This is a genomic window from Idiomarina loihiensis (assembly GCF_024584785.1).
Taxonomy (GTDB): Bacteria; Pseudomonadota; Gammaproteobacteria; order Enterobacterales; family Alteromonadaceae; genus Pseudidiomarina; species Pseudidiomarina fusca.
This window is the reverse complement of sequence record NZ_CP074112.1, coordinates 410587-427695: the sequence shown is the minus strand read 5'-3', so window position 1 is coordinate 427695 and position 17109 is coordinate 410587. Positions and strand designations below refer to the sequence as shown.

The 17109-nt window shown below is 48.2% G+C and carries 11 protein-coding genes; 4 read left to right on the top strand and 7 right to left on the bottom strand.

Going from position 1 to position 17109, the window contains the following annotated elements; translation table 11 throughout:
- Nucleotides 1-13: 13 nt before the first annotated feature.
- On the bottom strand, nt 14-619 hold the full coding sequence (locus tag KGF88_RS01950) for an NUDIX domain-containing protein (RefSeq protein WP_162014595.1): 606 nt from the start codon (nt 617-619) through the stop codon (nt 14-16).
- A gap of 259 nt (nt 620-878) precedes the next feature.
- On the opposite strand from KGF88_RS01950, the gene tolC reads away from it, so the two are divergent.
- Nucleotides 879-2240: an outer membrane channel protein TolC gene (gene tolC, locus KGF88_RS01945; protein WP_153827216.1), complete on the top strand. Its 1362-nt coding sequence runs from the start codon at nt 879-881 to the stop codon at nt 2238-2240.
- On the top strand, nt 2227-3159 hold the full coding sequence (gene lpxL / locus KGF88_RS01940; protein WP_153827215.1) for an LpxL/LpxP family Kdo(2)-lipid IV(A) lauroyl/palmitoleoyl acyltransferase: 933 nt from the start codon (nt 2227-2229) through the stop codon (nt 3157-3159). The genes tolC and lpxL overlap by 14 nt, the downstream gene beginning before the upstream one ends.
- 22 nt (nt 3160-3181) lie before the next feature.
- Here the strand turns inward: lpxL and glnE are convergent, their stop codons facing one another.
- Together glnE and KGF88_RS01930 are read right to left on the bottom strand one after the other, a co-directional pair.
- A complete protein-coding gene (glnE, locus tag KGF88_RS01935) occupies nt 3182-5953 on the bottom strand; it encodes a bifunctional [glutamate--ammonia ligase]-adenylyl-L-tyrosine phosphorylase/[glutamate--ammonia-ligase] adenylyltransferase (RefSeq protein WP_153827214.1) in 2772 nt (923 codons plus the stop codon).
- Nucleotides 5953-7455, bottom strand: coding sequence for an inorganic triphosphatase (locus KGF88_RS01930; RefSeq protein ID WP_257119948.1), 1503 nt, complete (start codon nt 7453-7455; stop codon nt 5953-5955). The genes glnE and KGF88_RS01930 overlap by 1 nt, the downstream gene beginning before the upstream one ends.
- Nucleotides 7456-7719: 264 nt before the next feature.
- Here KGF88_RS01930 and putA point away from each other — a divergent pair, with 264 nt between their 5' ends.
- On the top strand, nt 7720-10887 hold the full coding sequence (putA, locus tag KGF88_RS01925) for a bifunctional proline dehydrogenase/L-glutamate gamma-semialdehyde dehydrogenase PutA (protein ID WP_153827212.1): 3168 nt from the start codon (nt 7720-7722) through the stop codon (nt 10885-10887).
- On the opposite strand, the gene KGF88_RS01920 is transcribed toward putA, so the two are convergent.
- The 3 genes from KGF88_RS01920 to KGF88_RS13865 all read right to left on the bottom strand — a co-directional run bounded on the left by KGF88_RS01920 (nt 10884) and on the right by KGF88_RS13865 (nt 14996).
- Entirely contained in the window at nt 10884-12659 is a 1776-nt protein-coding gene (locus KGF88_RS01920) for an acyl-CoA dehydrogenase C-terminal domain-containing protein (protein ID WP_153827211.1), read from the bottom strand. The two genes, putA and KGF88_RS01920, sit on opposite strands and share 4 nt — an antisense overlap.
- Before the next feature lie 75 nt (nt 12660-12734).
- Nucleotides 12735-13487 (bottom strand): general secretion pathway protein GspB, encoded by a 753-nt coding sequence (locus tag KGF88_RS01915; RefSeq protein ID WP_153827210.1) that lies wholly within the window; start codon nt 13485-13487, stop codon nt 12735-12737.
- The gene (locus KGF88_RS13865) at nt 13488-14996 is read right to left on the bottom strand and encodes an ExeA family protein (RefSeq protein ID WP_153827209.1); all 1509 of its coding nucleotides are present in this window, start codon (nt 14994-14996) and stop codon (nt 13488-13490) included.
- A gap of 176 nt (nt 14997-15172) precedes the next feature.
- Here KGF88_RS13865 and KGF88_RS01905 point away from each other — a divergent pair, with 176 nt between their 5' ends.
- Nucleotides 15173-16288 (top strand): hypothetical protein, encoded by a 1116-nt coding sequence (locus tag KGF88_RS01905; RefSeq protein ID WP_153827208.1) that lies wholly within the window; start codon nt 15173-15175, stop codon nt 16286-16288.
- A 12-nt stretch (nt 16289-16300) separates the two neighbouring features.
- On the opposite strand, the gene KGF88_RS01900 is transcribed toward KGF88_RS01905, so the two are convergent.
- A complete protein-coding gene (locus KGF88_RS01900; protein ID WP_162014594.1) occupies nt 16301-17095 on the bottom strand; it encodes an undecaprenyl-diphosphate phosphatase in 795 nt (264 codons plus the stop codon).
- Nucleotides 17096-17109: the final 14 nt, after the last annotated feature.

Genomic DNA, 17109 nt, shown 5'->3' with positions numbered 1-17109 from the left:
GCTATTTAAGCCATTAGATTTGCTCAAACTTACGTTTATGCAACTGCATCCACTGCAGACCAATCACACTGGCTGCATTATTGATCTTACCTTGCTCCAATAAGCTTACCACATCAGTAAACGGCAGCACATGCACACGAATATCTTCGTGTTCACTAGCTAGGCCACCGTGCCGACTCGCCTGACTGCTATCCACTTCAGCCACATAGACGGTGATTTGCTCGGTGCAGCCGCCAGGAGTCGACCAATAAGTGATGGCATGATGCAACACATCGGTAGTTAAACCTGCTTCTTCCATGAGTTCGCGATGGGCAACTTCTTCGGGTTGCTCATCCTCTTGGTCCATCATTCCAGCTACAAACTCTATCAGCCATGGACTATGGGGATCCTCTAACGCTCCTATGCGGAACTGCTCAAGCACGACCAAGGCGTCGAGTTTGGGATCATAAGGCAACACCACCACCGCATGGCCACGGTCCATGATCTCGCGAGTAAAGGTAGGCGACCAACCTCCAGCAAACAGACGGTGCTGCAACTGGTACTGATAAATACTTAAAAATCCTTCTCTAACGACTTCTTTTGCGATAATTTTGACATCTTTAAGTGAGAACTTTTGCACGTGTTACCTGCTTTTTTGAATAATTTGTGATTCACCGTTCTTTGTACTCAATTAACCGCTATTTAGCTTAGTTTTGATTGTAAATAGATGAGCGTTTTGCACATAATTGGTTACACTTGAAACAACAACGTTGCAACTGTTGCGATGAAATTTAGTTAAAGACAAAGTAAACTGGTAATCATTCACCAGTGTATGTAAAATGATTGCCAGTTATCACTTGCATGATGATGCTTTCAAATAATTCAGGACACCCCAGAACATGAAAAAGCACGTATTATCAGCTCTATTAGGTTTAACCTTTGCTGCAAGCTCTAGTGTCACCTATGCCGACGACCTTGCACAAGTATTTCAACTAGCTTTGCAAAATGATCCAACCTTGCAACGTGTTGACGCCGAGCGTCGCGCGGCCCAAAAAGGTGTTGATATCACCAAAGCCAGCTTTTGGCCACAGCTAAACTTTAGCGCAGGCTACAGCCGTTCTGATGCCGAGCGCGTACAATTTGACACCACCAGCGGCGACTTGGTTATTTTTGATCAAGAAAGCAAAGGCTGGAATGCTGGGCTATCACTCACCCAAACCTTATTCGATATGAATGTTTGGGATCAAGCAAAGATCTCCGAGAAACAAGCTTATCAAGCCGAAGTAAATTATTTGAGCGAGCGTCAACAGCTGATGATGCGCGTAGTTAATGCTTACTTTACCGTACTTGAACGGCAAGATGATTTAGCTTTCGCAGAATCAGAAAAGAAAGCAATTGAGCGCCAGCTAGAACAAACCAAGCAGCGTTTCTCTGTTGGTTTAACCGCAATTACCGACGTGCACGAAGCACAAGCTCAATTTGATACTGCCGTTGCAGCGGAAATCCAAGCGCGCAATGCTGTATCAGTTGCACAAGAAAGTTTACGGGAAATAACCGGCCGTTATCACAGCGACCTTGCCCAGTTAAATACTCAATCATTTAGCCCCGAGTCACCTAATCCACAAGATGCCAGTAACTGGGTGAAAACGGCCGAAGACAAAAATTTAATGTTGATGGTACAACGAGTCGCTGTTGAAATTGCCGAGCAGCAAATTGACGTTGCCCAAAACGGTCATTTGCCAACCGTGTCTTTGTCTGGTGAATACAGCACCAACGATACCGAATCAACGACTCGCGGTATTACTGTCAATTTGCCACGAATGGATACCAACTCAATTGGCCTAAACGTGCGCGTACCTATTTTTTCTGGGTTCCGTACTAGCTCACAAGCAGAGCAAGCACGCGAAAACTACGTAGCCTCAAGTCAGCAATTAGAGTTTGTCCGCCGTAATGTCGAACGCGAAGTTCGCAGCGCGTACTATGACGTGGTAGCAGCCATTTCTACTATCACAGCTTTTGAGCAAGCAGTTATCTCTGCTGAAAGTGCCTTGAAAGCTACTCAAACAGGTTTTGAAGTGGGTACCCGTACGATTGTGGACGTGCTAAACAGCACGCGTAACCTCTTTAATGCTCGCCGTAATTTATCGAGTGCGCGCTATGGTTATATCCGTCAGTATCTTGCTCTTAAACAGGCATCAGGTTTGATCAGTGAACAAGATTTAGTCGCCATTAACGCAAGTCTTGTGAATGAAAATAATTGAGAAACCTAAGTTTGAGCTACGTTTTCTATCACCTAAGTATTGGTTAACGTGGCTCAGCGCCGGCTTTTTATATGGTATTTCATGGCTGCCATACAAATGGCAGCTTGCCATGGGTCGCGGCCTAGGCCGCCTGTTTTACCGCTTTGTACCTAAACGGGCACACACTGCCCGCCGTAATCTGGAGCTTTGTTTTCCGAATAAAAGTGCAGAAGATATCGAGCAGTTGGTAAAACGCAACCTAGAAAATACTGGTATCGCTTTTTTTGAGACTGGTATGGCATGGTGGTGGCCTGATTGGCGTATAAAACGCAAACTTCATCTGCATGGCATTGAGCATATTCAAGCCCCGCTCGCCGAGGGTAAAGGCGTGCTCTTGCTGCTGTTTCACTTTCTTAGTCTTGAAGTTCATGCCCGCTTGCATGGGTTCGTGCAACCCGCCGTAGGCTTGTATCGACCTCATAACAATGCCGTTATGGAGTTTTTACAAACCCGTGGTAGAGGACGCTCCAACAAGTACATGATCCCACGTACTGACGTACGTAGCATGCTCCAAGCATTAGACCAAGGTGAGATTGCTGGCTACTTGCCGGACCAAGATTACGGCCGCAAGCGTACCGTATTTGCCCCGTTGTTTGCTGTAGAGCAAGCAAGTACTACCACCGGCACCTTGTTGTTTGCCGAAAATGCTAACTGTGTGGTGCTGCCTGTAACCTGCTTTCGGCGCGACGATGGTAGTGGTTATGATATGACGTTTTATCCGCAGTTTGAGCAGTTTCCAACCGGAGACCAAGTTGCAGATGTGACGCGTGTTAATCGTATGATTGAATATGCTATTTTGCAAAAACCTGAGCAATACATGTGGATTCATCGACGCTTCAAGACACGCCCAGATTCATCGGATCCTGACCTCTACCGCTAACGCGATTCTGCGTGTTCAACATCTAACCTTGCTTGGCAGCTAACCATTGCTGCCAAGCTGTTTCAACCACAGCTCGGGCGGCAGATACATCTTGATGGGTCTTGCTGCTTTGCTCTGCTAATGCCAATTGATGCGACAGCTCTCGTAATCTAATATAAGTCTCGATTAATTGTTGTGCTTGCTCGGTCGGCATCAAGTTTAATTGGCCTGCAGTTTCTAAAATTCGAATATTATCAGTGTAAGTTGCAAGTTCTGGGTAGTCATGAGCATACCTTAAGGTAAGGTACTGCACTAAAAATTCAATATCTGTAATACCGCCATAGCCCTGTTTTAAATCAAACTCTTGTTCGTTTACCGCTAGCTTGGTGTGCTCACGCATTTTTTCACGCATACTCACCACTTGTTCGCGTAATTCATCTTCTGAGCGCTGTTGGCATAAGCGCTGTAGGCGCAACTGAATCAATTGCTGACGTATCTCCTCACGACCAAATACAGGCCGCGCCCGAACTAAGGCCTGCAACTCCCAAGTCCACGCATCCTCAGCTAAATATTTAGCGTAAGTGTCTAGTCGAGTAACCAGTAGTCCAGCCTTACCAGATGGACGCAAACGCATATCCGTATCATACAACACCCCAACCATAGTTCGGGTAGTTAACAGATGCAAAATACGTTGCGCTAGGCGTAAATAGAATTGCTGATTCTCGATTTCTCTTGGGCCTTGCGTCACCCCGCCGTAGTCTGCATCAGCGATAAATACCAAATCCAAATCTGAGCCATAACCCAACTCTAAACCACCCAACTTGCCGTAGGCGAGTACTGCAAACCCCATATTGTCACTGTCTTGACCAGCTGGGTTACCGTATTTTTCAGCCATCTGATACCAAGCTAAACGAACAACTTTGGCAATGATAGCTTCAGCTAAATAAGTTAAGTGGTCACTGACTTTCATCAGTGGCAGAGCGCCACTGATATCTGCCGCGGCAATACGTAATTGTAAGACCTGACGCGCCTGACGCAGTGCATCCATTTGCGCCTCTAAATCAGCCTCCTGCTCGGGGATCCGCAACAAGTATTCATCGACCAGACGGCCATAATCGGCCAGTTGCGGCAACTGATACAGATGCTGAGGGTCGATCAATTCATCTAATAAAAGTGGGTACTGTGCTAACTGTGTCGCTAGCCATGAACTGGCACGACATAGCTTCAGCAGTTGCTCGCGAGCACCTTTGTTCTCAACCAGTAGCTCCACGTAAGCTGTGCGGCTCATAATTTTTCGAAGTACTAGCAATACGCGCTCTAAGACTGCTTCAGCGTCTTCATAAGCCAGTAGTTGCTCAATCAAGATGGGGACTAATCGAGCCATTGCTTGGCGTCCTCGAGGGCCGCTCCCACGGCGCCGAACCTCTTGACGAAGTTGACTGATGTGCGCCCACATTTGTTGGGCACTGGCAGCGTTCAAACCAGCATCAATGAGAATAGCAACGGCAGCGTCGTCTTCGATCATATCCTGCCACAACAGTTGTAACTCACCAGCTTCTTCGTCGTCTTCATCCGTTGCGCCAATAACGGCTCTAAAATGTTGGTGAACCTTTTGCATCGCTTGATCAATTCGATCAACCAATGCCGGCCAACTGACTTTAAATACCTGCGCCATAGCCTGTTGCTGATCATTTTGGTCCGGCAATGTCTGTGTTTGCTCGTCATTCAGTTCCTGCAAGACATGCTCAACCTTACGCAAAAACTCATAGCTTTGTAGCAGCTCATCCACCACTGCCGGTTCCAGCAACTGTTGTTGTTTGATCACGGCATAAGCTTGATACAAAGATTGGGTTTGTAGTTGACGTTGCTGTCCACCTCGAATCAACTGAAAGACTTGCGCAATAAACTCGATTTCACGAATACCCCCAGCACCAAGCTTGATGTTGTTCCGAACGCCCTGACGGCGGGTTTCTTGGGTGATCAACGCCTTCATTTTACGCAGCGCATCAATCGCTGAAAAATCAATATAACGGCGGTAAACAAATGGCCTTAGCAGCGCACTAAATTGCTGTTGAGCAACCTCGCTCGCACCAATTAAACGCGCTTTAACCATAGCATAGCGCTCCCAATCACGGCCTTGTTCTTGGTAGTAATATTCTAATGCGGCCATGCTGGCTACCAGTGGGCCAGATTGGCCAAAAGGACGCAGGCGTAAATCGATCCTAAACACTCGACCATCAGCAGTCGGAGTGTCTAGCAAGGCTAAAAGAGCTTGGGCGTACTTGGTAAAAAACACACTGGCTTCAAGCGGACGTCGCGGATGTTGTGTCTCGGCTTGCTCTGGATAGCAAAAAATAAGGTCGATATCTGACGAAAAGTTTAATTCTCCCCCGCCTAGTTTACCCATGCCAATCACATACAGCTGTTGCGGTACTCCCTGACTATCCAGTAATTCACCATAGCGCTCAGTTAAACGCGGTCGCAGCCATTGAACGGCGGCGATGATAAAAGCATCGGCAGTTGCGCTTAAATGTCGCAACATGTCCGCCAAGCTAATTTGCTGCAGCAGGTCTGCCGCAGCCAAACTTGCATACCAACGTTGTCTTAATTGCCGCAGTTGACGCTGTGCGCTAGCCTCATCGGTACATTGCTGTAACTCTTGCTGCACCAGGGTCAAATAGTTCTCTGGCGCTGGAAGCACCACCTGATGTGGGTATCCCGGCTGTTGTCGCCACTCGATAGCTTGCGGTTGTTGCTCTAGTGTACGCGCAATAAAGGGGCTGATTGAGGCGACAAAGGCCGATGCATCTATCATTATAAAATCCAATAAGGTTCTTGTTTGATAGCCGAGCGGCGAGAGCGTTCCAGGGCATATAGCAACGACTCTAACTGTACCTCTTGCCAACTAAGTAGACGCTCGGTGTTAATATCATCCGTATCTTTAATGGCTTCTCGTAGTAGTTTTAGCGCCAATATTTCTCGGATGCCGCGCAGCATATCTAACCAGGGGGCCCGGAATTGCTCACGATCTTGTTGATCAAATAGCGCTCCTACACAATAGCCCAGCTGCAATGAACTTTGCAGCTGCGGTAACTGTTTGAGATATTGCTCTGGACGCATTTCTTCAGCGCGCGTGAAAGGTTCAGCAACCCATTGCCAGTCATCTCGTAAGCGCTGCACGGCCCATTGCTTTAACGGGGTCTGCATAAGTTGTTCATGGCGAGGTTGTTGGGCACACAACTCACCTAGCTCAAATAAGGTCAGTTGATAATCATCACGTTTACTCAAATTTACCACCAGCTCAAGTTGCACAGCATGTTGCTGTTGCTCCAAAATGTGTTCATACAGCTTGGTATTTTGCTTTAACGCGCGATGATAAGCTCCATCTTCAGCTATCAGCTCATTGAGACCATCAAACCTACTGAGCCAACCCAAGTGCCCCAGCATCTGTTCTAACCGTAAAATATGGTCACTCACATCAATTTCGAATAAGGCCAATTGTTGCAACACCACTTTACTTAAACGAATTCCATCAGTAATACCAGCCACTGCCTGCACACACGGCTGCTGGGTTAAACAGGCATCATTGTGTTGCCAGTATTGCAAGGCGTAAGTTAATGCTCGATATAACCCTTGACCAACATCGTCTTGGCCTTGTTGACTGACAAAGTCAGCATGGGTGTAGGGTTCTAATACCGACTTGCCAGCTAACAAGTAGCCCCGAGCTGCCTTGCTTAAGGTTCCTACTCTCGCGTTCACGCGGGTAATAAAACGGCGTGCTAATTTATACGCTGCGGCCGTATCTGCACCTTGTACTTCTAATTCAATTTCACAGATGGGTTGGCGGTGCTCAGCGGCAATGATTTCACCCTCATCGAACACCAGTTCTATCATTCCATCGCCCTGGGGAATTCGCCAACGATGGCGGGTGAAATCGGTACGAAAAATTTCCTTTAGCTCGCGCTGAATATCAAACAACGGAAAGTCATCCGGCCATATATCTTCTTCGAACAACGTCAAATCAGGCACTGGCTGGGCAATCACCCTGTTGTATTCAGGCCGCTGATGCATGCCACCTAACACCTGCCCGGCAAGTTTAATTGTTTGTTCTAAGTGCTCACCACGCTGCCTTATGCGTAATCCCATATCGTATTCACGCAAACGCAAATCATCGGTATCAAAGTAGGCATTGTTAAGTTCAAAAATGTCATGCTCAGCACCTTTGGCCAATTGCTCACAAAGTTGCAAGACAGCTGCTCGTTGCTGCGGCTCAAGGATAAGTTTGAGTTCTATTTCTTGGCTGTGTTGGTGACTCACGAATGGTTCCATCTATGCATCATTAGTTAGGCCTCATACGGTACTCGCAGACTCCTTACAGGTCAACTGATCAGGGCTTGACACTGGCGGTTAAAAAATGCAACGTGGGCGCCATCGGCGGTGCTCGAAAATGTAGCGCTGATACGCCCGCAAGAAAGCGACAAAAATTCTGATCGGGTGGGCTTTACTGGCGCTCAAAAAGCCCTATACTTGCGCCGAAAATATGTCCCCGCCAGCCATCGGCTGAGTCTTACAGGAGAATCTATGTTTAAAGCGAGTGAAGTGCTTGCGGCTCAGTATTCCGGCGCCGACCTCGGTCGACTCCAACAGGCCATTACCGCCAACTATTTAGTTGATGAAGATGCCTATTTGCGTGAGTTGATGACACTGGTACCGAATCAACCTGAACAAATTGACGCTGTTACCCAAGCTGCTGCGGCACTGGTGGGTAAAGTTCGTGAGCGTGCTGACAACAGCGGTATTGATGCGTTCCTGCAAGAATACAGTTTAGATACCAAAGAAGGCATCATTTTGATGTGCCTCGCGGAAGCCTTATTACGTATTCCTGACGCAACAACAGCTGATGCGTTAATCCAAGATCGGCTTTCCGGTGGTGATTGGCAAAAACATATGGGCCAAAGTACCTCTTGGTTAGTGAATACCGGCACTTGGGGCATCGCCTTTGCTAACAATCGGATAAACCCTACCGGCCAGCCGATGGAAACGCCTCGTGGTGTATTTAAGCGCCTGACTCGTCGTTTAAGTACACCGGTAGTTCGTAAAGCAACGTATCAAGCGATGCGAATTATGGGCACCCAGTTCGTCTTAGGCCGTACTATTGAAGAAGCGCTGAAAAACAGTCGTGCTAATCGCGATAAAGGCTACACGCACTCTTACGATATGCTTGGCGAGGCGGCATTAACCATGCGTGATGCGCAGCGCTATCACGCCGATTATGTCAATTCGATTAAGATAGTTGGCAAAGAAAACTTCAATAACCCGAAGGCTCCACGCCCAACTATTTCAATAAAATTATCAGCCCTACACCCGCGCTATGAGGTGGCTAATCACGAGCGCGTTATGACTGAGCTGGCACAAAGCTTAACTGAGCTCGTTAAACTAGCCAAAGAGGCCGATGTTGGAGTCAGCATTGATGCAGAAGAAGCAGACCGGCTTGAACTTTCGCTAGAATTATTTGAGAAAGTGTATCGAAGCGGCGTCTGTAAAGGCTGGCCACGTTTTGGTTTGGTGGTGCAAGCCTATTCAAAACGTGCATTACCTACATTATGTTGGGTGACCGCGCTGGCGCGCGAATGTGGCGACGAGATTCCGGTGCGTTTGGTAAAGGGTGCGTATTGGGACACAGAAATCAAACTTTGCCAAGTGAATGGTCTAACTGGTTATCCAGTGTTTACCCGCAAAGCCAATACTGACGTGTCTTACTTAGCCTGTGCTCACTACTTATTGAGTGCCGCGACCGATGGGGCTATTTACCCGCAGTTTGCTACCCACAATGCACACACCGTTGTCGCTATTCGGGAACTCAATAAGCAGTATCAGCGACGGATAGAATTTCAGCGCTTGCACGGTATGGGTGACGATCTCTATGACACCATCTTAGAGCAGGATGAAAATACCACCGTGCGAATTTACGCTCCGGTTGGTGCACACAAAGACTTGTTACCCTACTTGGTGCGCCGCCTACTGGAAAATGGTGCTAATACATCTTTTGTGCACAAATTAGTGGACCCAGAAACTCCAGTAGCCGACTTGATTGAGCACCCTTTAACGACCATGCATCAGCATGACCATTTCGCTAATGCCAAAATTCCTTTGCCGACGCAGATCTTTGCAGATCGGAAAAACTCGTTAGGATTGAATATGAACATTCATTCACAAGCAGATGACTTTATTGCAGCAGTACAACAATACCAAGACAAACAATGGCAAGCAGGACCGATTGTTAATGGCGATGTCATTGATGCCCATCATCAGGTTGCGATCCATAGCCCGCAACAAACCGACCGCCTTATTGGCACCATTTGCTGGGGCGACAAAGCTCTTGCGGAACAAGCACTAACCAGTGCCAATGCTGCTTATCGACGTTGGCGCGATACCGATGTTGAAGTCAGAGCCAAAGCATTAGAGAAGCTCGCTGATCTGATGGAAGCGAATCGTAACGAGTTGATTGCTCTGTGTACGCTAGAAGCCGGCAAGAGTCTACAAGATGGTATTGATGAAGTACGCGAAGCTGTCGATTTCTGCCGCTACTACGCTGTCCAAGCGCGTGAACTCATGGGTCAAGGGACCACGCTACCAGGCCCGACGGGCGAAACGAACGAGCTATTCTTGCAAGGCCGCGGCACCTTTATTTGTATTAGCCCGTGGAACTTCCCACTAGCTATTTTCTTAGGGCAGGTGGCTGCAGCACTGGTTACAGGTAACTGTGTTATCGCTAAACCTGCTGAGCAAACTGGCTTTATTGCATTCCGTGCCGTGCAGTTGGCGCTTGAGGCCGGTATTCCTGGTGATGTGTTGCACTTTATGCCAGGCAGCGGTGCCGAGGTTGGTTCGTTCCTAGTTTCCCAAGAAGATATCGGTGGCGTCTGCTTTACCGGTTCAACCTACACCGCTCAAGCAATTAACCGCGCCTTGGCCGCCCGAACAGGTGCGATAGTGCCATTGGTTGCCGAAACCGGTGGTCAAAACGCGATGCTTATTGATTCCACTGCGTTGCCTGAGCAAGCAGTTACCGATATCGTTGCTAGTGCCTTCAAGAGTGCCGGTCAGCGTTGTTCTGCCCTACGCGTCTTATTTGTACAGGACGATATCGCCGATCGCGTGATTGATCTGCTTAAAGGTGCAATGGCCGAGCTAAAAGTTGGCAACCCTATGCTACATGAAACCGACGTAGGTCCGGTTATTGATGGCGTAGCTAAACACAATCTTGAGCAGCACATCAACGATATTAGCCAAGCGGGTCGCTTAATTGCGCGTGCTCCGATGCCTGAATACACTCAAGGCGGTACTTTTGTCGCACCAACGGCTATCGAAATTGACTCTATTAATCAGTTAGTGAAAGAAAACTTCGGTCCGATCTTGCACGTTATTCGCTATAGCACTGACAGCTTAGATCAAGTTATCGATAGTATTAATGGTACTGGTTTTGGTTTGACCTTTGGTATTCACAGCCGCAATGAAACCTTTGCTGCGGACATTGCCCGCCGGATTGATGTCGGTAACGTTTATATTAATCGTAACCAAATTGGTGCGGTGGTAGGGGTACAGCCATTTGGTGGCCGTGGTATGTCAGGTACAGGTCCAAAAGCTGGTGGCCCACACTACTTAACCCGTTTTGTTACTGAAAAAACGCGCACCAACAACATTACTGCTGTTGGTGGCAATGCAACCCTACTATCGTTGGGCGATTAAAAATCGCCCAAGTCATGTAGATACAAGCTCTGGCTACCATCTTTGATGGTGGTAGCTAGGCTTTCAATACGCGGTAAAATACGCGCCATATAGAACTTAGCTGTTTTTAGTTTACTTGCTAGATGTGGCTTTTCTGCAACTTGCGGCGCAGCAGCCGCAGCCATACGCAACCACACGTAACCAAAAGCAACGTAACCAATTAAGTTCAGGTACTCTACCGCGACACTGTTAATGATATTTTCATCATCCATCACCTTGCTTAATACTTGCACGGTAACTTGGTGTACCAATTGCGTAGCATCAGCAAGCTGTTGATATTCTGCTTCAAATCCTGCTAACGGTTCAGCTAATAACGCTTGGATATCCGCAAGGAGTGGTTTCAGGAGTTCACCTCGACTACCGGCAACTTTGCGCCCTAATAAATCTAAAGCTTGAATGCCGTTAGTGCCTTCATAGATTTGCGCTATCCGACAATCACGAACTAACTGCTCTTGTCCCCATTCGCGAATAAAGCCATGACCGCCAAATACTTGCTGACCAAGTACAGTGGCTTCAAACCCAGTGTCCGTTAAAAAGGCTTTGGCAACTGGAGTTAACAACTGCACCAACGCTTCGGCCCGTTGGCGAGTCTCTGCATCAGCTGCGTATTTTGCTAAATCGAGTTGTTGCCCCACATAAGTTGAGAATGCTCGGCCACCTTCAACGAAAGCTTTCATGGTAAGCAGCATGCGCCGCACATCGCCATGCACAATAATAGGGTCGGCTTCTTTCTCGGGCTGCTGCGTAGCTTTAGCGCCACGACCTTGAATGCGGTCTTGGGCATACTCTAGCGCATTTTGATAAGAGCGAGCTGCAGCACCAAGGCCTTGGATACCTACACCTAACCGCTCATAGTTCATCATGGTGAACATCGCTGGTAAACCTTTGTGCGGCTCACCTACCAGCCAACCCTTGGCACCATCAAAATTCATCACACAAGTAGCAGAGGCATGAATACCCATTTTGTGTTCCGTTGAACCACAATGCACGCCATTGCGCTCACCAATAGAACCATCAGCATTTACCAGAAACTTCGGCACTAAGAATAAGCTGATGCCTTTACTACCTGCGGGTGCGTCGGGCAACTTAGCTAACACCAAATGTATGATGTTGTCAGTGAGGTCATGTTCGCCACCGGTGATAAAAATCTTGGTCCCGCTGATAGCAAAACTACCGTCTTCATTAGGAATGGCTTTGGTACGAATAATACCGAGATCGGTACCGGCATGAGGTTCGGTAAGACACATCGAACCTGCCCAGTTACCACTGATCATATTTTCTAAATAAGTGGCTTTTAGCTCGTCACTGCCATGCTGATCGATGGTCATGATAGCGCCAGCAGTCAAGCCTGAATATAATGAGAAAGAGATATCCGCTGCACAGAGCATTTCTTCATATTGCGCTGATACGGATTTTGGTAGGCCCATACCACCAAAGTCAGGATTGGCAGTCACCCCTACCCAGCCACCTTCAGCCAGTTGCTTGAAGTTTTCTTTGTAGCCTTGCGGGGTGGTTACCACGCCGTTATCGAAGCTCACGCCTTCTTCATCAGCAGCCCGAGCATTAGGAGCAATCAAGCTTTCTGCCAATTTCGCGCCTTCATCAATAATAGCCACTGCAGTGTCAATATCGACGTCAGCAAAGGCCTCAATTTTGGCCCAGTCTTCATGAACTTTAAATACATCCTGCAGTACAAACTGCATATCTTCACGGGGTACACGATAATCAGCCATGACCACACCTCTCTCAATCAGTTGGCAGAAAAAATCAAACAACGAATTTAAACAGGTGTTTTAATATCAGATCTCCTAGGGTCTTGTCCAGTCTTCTAAGGCTGGTAACTGAAAAGCCTGTTGGTTCATTGACATCACCACATGAGCTGGTGAAATTTTTAGAATCGTCACCGCACCAAAGCTATCTCCTTCAAAGAGCCGTCGCCCATCGAGAACAATCCAGCGTGCGGTGGCATCAGATGAATATTGATGACTATCGTAACTAAAACTGCCAATTTGCCGTTGCATACTCAGGTTTAAATCGTAAATGGTAGGAACGACACTTTGTTGCGCCGAATTCTCTCCACTTGCTAAGGCATCTTCAAAGGCCGCCAGCAATTCGGGAGATACCGCGTTTAAATCCAATCCTTGCCCTTGTGAAATCACCTTTTCTTTAGCCTCGTTAGCTGTTATGAGCGCAGTTGCTTCAGCGGTTTCAGCTACTGTTGCTGGCTCGGCTGTTGTGACTGCAACTGGCTCTGGCCAAACCGGAACGCGTATAGCCGAAGGTTCGCCTAATCGATACGCTGGCGTTGCTGGCGGCGTTGCTGCTTGGTTTAAGCTGGGGATTGGCGTCAGCGCTGATGTTTCTTGCGTAGGTGCCTGATTATCCTGTAACCACCACCAAACTGCAGCTGCACTTAATACAAACAGCAGCAGCGCCAAGACTACTGCAACTAGGCCTGTATAAGGTCCTCGAGGCTGAGTAGCACTAGCTAACCAAATGGGATTGGGTTGAGGCACCAGTGGCGATGACTGGCGCTGCAATGCTTTTAATACTGAAGACATTTATTGCTCCTCTTGCAATCGCGGGCCGCCTAGCCGACTGTTCGCCGCTAACCAAGCCAGAGTGATACCATCCAACGCGCCCGTAACCGGCAAGCCTGCTGCCATTTGAACCTGGCGTAACTGATGCACCAGCGGTTGTACACCAGCACTACCAGACTCTTTTAGTTGTTGCGCTAACCATTGCTGGTACAGGCTCGAGTCTTCATCAGCATAGCCCGGTGGCTGCGGAATAAAGGCAACAAAACGACCATTCCAGCCGGCTTCTGGTTGGGTTGCCATACTGCCAACAAACTGGTGCTGACCAGCATCTAACTGCAGCAATAATGGCCAACTTAATTGTTTCAGTTGGTCCATACGTGCGGTACCGGTAACACACATCAGTTGGAACTGCTCCACCCAGTTACACACGGCTGCTTCTGTTGGTGGTGCTGGTAATTGCCAGACCTGAGTTAATGCCACAATCGCTGGAACAGCGGCAGAATCAGCGGGTGTCGACACACTTGGCGCTGATACTTCCATGGTGCTCTCTATGGGAGTCGCTGCTAAGCCATCTGTGCTCACTCGGGTGTTCACTTGGTTCATTAAATACAATGCCAGCCAAGCACTAACGCCACCAAGAATTGCTGCTGCCGGCAATATCCACCACTTACGAGAATTGGTTGTGGCTGCAGGCGCCCCATCCAATTCCAGCACGGCCTGCTTAATATGTTTTACCGTCACCGTTTGCGTTTGATCGTTATAGGCAGCGAGTAACGCCCTATCACAAAGTAGATTCAGCCGTCGAGGGATCCCTTCGCTTGCTTGATGAACCCGCTGTATCGCTGCGCGCTCAAACAATCCGCGCTGTGCTCCGGCAACTTGCAAGCGGTAATTAATATAGCGTTCGGTATCAGCTAATTGTAATGGTAATAAGTGATAACGAGCCGTTATCCGCTGTGCTAGCTGGCGTAACTCGCGACGGCGCAGCAGATCTTGCAATTCAGGCTGACCAATTAAAATAACTCGCAATAGCTTCTGCTGATTGGTTTCAAGATTGGTTAATAAACGCAGTTGCTCTAATACTTGGGGTTGTAGGTGTTGGGCTTCATCAATCAGCACCACACATTGCTGACCCGCTTGATGTGCACTCAGGAGAAACTTACTCAACAAGTCTGTCAGTTGTTTGTCCGTTAATGGGCCGGATGCTGAGTCTTTGCGGCTTTTTGGCTGAGCAGCTGATTGCAACCCAAACTCATCACATAACGTAGCTAGTAACTCGTGTGAATTCAGCATCGGATTCAGAATAAATGCCGTTTGTGTGTGCTCTGGTAATTGTTCTAACAGGGCACGTGACACCGTCGTCTTGCCGGTACCAACTTCACCTGTGAGTAAGATAAATCCACCGCTACCTGATAATCCATAACTTAAATGCGCTAGCGCCTCTTGGTGACGCTCACTCAAATAGAGAAACTGTGGATCTGGAGCGATCGAAAAGGGCTCTGTGTGTAAACCAAAATAATTCAAATACATGCTGTCTGTATCACTATATTAAATCAAGGTAGCCAAGGCGTACCGGCTGCGCTTATTGTTATAATTAGATGGTTGTAAGTAAGGTTTTGCGTCGAGCATGGCTACAGTGTAACCACTCACTTGCATCACTGCCAGTGATTAGCGATGATGCACCGAGAATATTAAGGGAGTATGGCATGAACATATATTTGGTAGGTGGTGCCGTGCGCGATAGGTTACTCGGTAAGCCCGTGCATGAACGTGATTATGTGGTAGTTGGTGCTACTCCTCAACAAATGCTGGCTTTAGGCTATCGCCAAGTAGGCAAAGACTTTCCAGTATTTTTGCATCCGCAAACGCAGGCCGAATATGCCCTTGCAAGAACCGAACGCAAAACTGGCCAAGGCTACACAGGCTTCGCTATCGCAGCTGATCCGTCGGTGACTTTGGAGCAAGATCTTATGCGCCGCGATCTGACCATTAATGCCATAGCGCAAAGTGACTCCGGGGAGTTGATTGATCCCTATCATGGTCGTGCAGATTTACAGCAACGGGTACTGCGTCATGTCTCTCCAGCCTTTGTCGAAGATCCGTTACGGGTATTACGGGTGGCGCGCTTTGCCGCTCGCTTTGCTGCTGATGGCTTTACCGTTGCTCCTGAAACTATGGCGTTAATGCGAACCATAGCCGACCAAGGTGAACTTGCAACTTTAAGTGCTGAGCGAGTTTGGCGCGAAACTGAAAAAGCACTCAGCAGTGCAACCCCCGCGGTATTCTGGCAGGTCTTAAGCGATGCCCACGCCTTAACTCCTTGGTTCAGCGAGTTGCAACCAGCTTCAATTATCAAGTTAACTCGTCATTATTTGAGTCAGTTGGATACCCCAGATCCTCTCATCGCCTTTTGCCTAAGCCTGTATCCGCTGAACCCTGAACGAGCGCAGCAGTTGTGTGAACGCTTGAAGGTTCCCAATAGCTATCGTCAACTGGCGCTCAAGTTGTGTCGCGCGCAACTCAGTGCTAGCTCGACTTGGAATGCCGACGCGGCTTTCGCTTACATGGGACAGTTTGATTTATGGCGGCAACCCGAACAGCTTACTAACCTGCTCAAGGTGTGGCAATGTGTCGGAATTAAGGAACCCGTCTTGGCAGCTTTTCAGCGCAGTTTCGAGGCTGCTCAAAAGTTATCCGCAGCTGCTGTGATTGCCGCGGCCAAAGCTCAGGGCCAAGCTTTACAAGGCCCTCAAATTGGAGCAGCGCTACAATCAGCTCGCCACGCGAAGGTGATCAACGAATGGCAGCTCGCCAGCGGATAACGTTATCTACTGTTAAATAAAAAATAGCAGCAAAATAATACCCAACGCTAGGCGGTAAAGCACAAAGGGCAGCATCCCCATACGGCTAATGATCTGTAAAAAGAAATGGATACAGAAATAAGCCGCGACAAAAGATACCCCGACCCCGGTCAATACGGCTAACCAATCAACCGCTGCGGGTTGTTGCACTAATTTCAAGCCTTGGTAGCCACCCGCCATAATAATGACAGGAATGGATAACAAAAACGAAAAACGCGCAGCATCGGTTTTGGTTAGGCCAATCAGCATACCTGCGGTCATGGTTATACCGGAACGTGAGGTACCTGGAATAAGCGCTAATGCTTGAGCCAAACCAACTAAAATAGCTTGTTTCAAGGTCAATCCGGCTAACCCTTGGCGCTCGCTAGCTTTCACATCGGCGTACCATAACAGTAAACCAAACAGGATAGTGGTGGTGGCAATCACGAGCGCTGAACGGGCAAAGTTCTCAATTAAATCCCCCCCCAGTAAGCCAGCCAACCCAGCTGGAATAGTGGCCCAAATAATTAACCACGCCAATCTGCTGTGTTCGTTGTGTTGACCACGCATGCTATTTACCCAGCCCACCAGGAGCTGACCTACTTCTTGACGAAAATACAAGATGACCGCCAGCAAGGTTCCCACATGCACGGCAACGTCAAAGGCTAAACCTTGATCTTGCCAACCGAAAACTTGCGAAGGCAAAATCAGGTGCGCTGAACTAGAAATCGGAAGAAATTCAGTTAGCCCCTGAACCAGGGCCAGAATAATAGCTTCAATAATATCCACTGGGATTAGTTCCT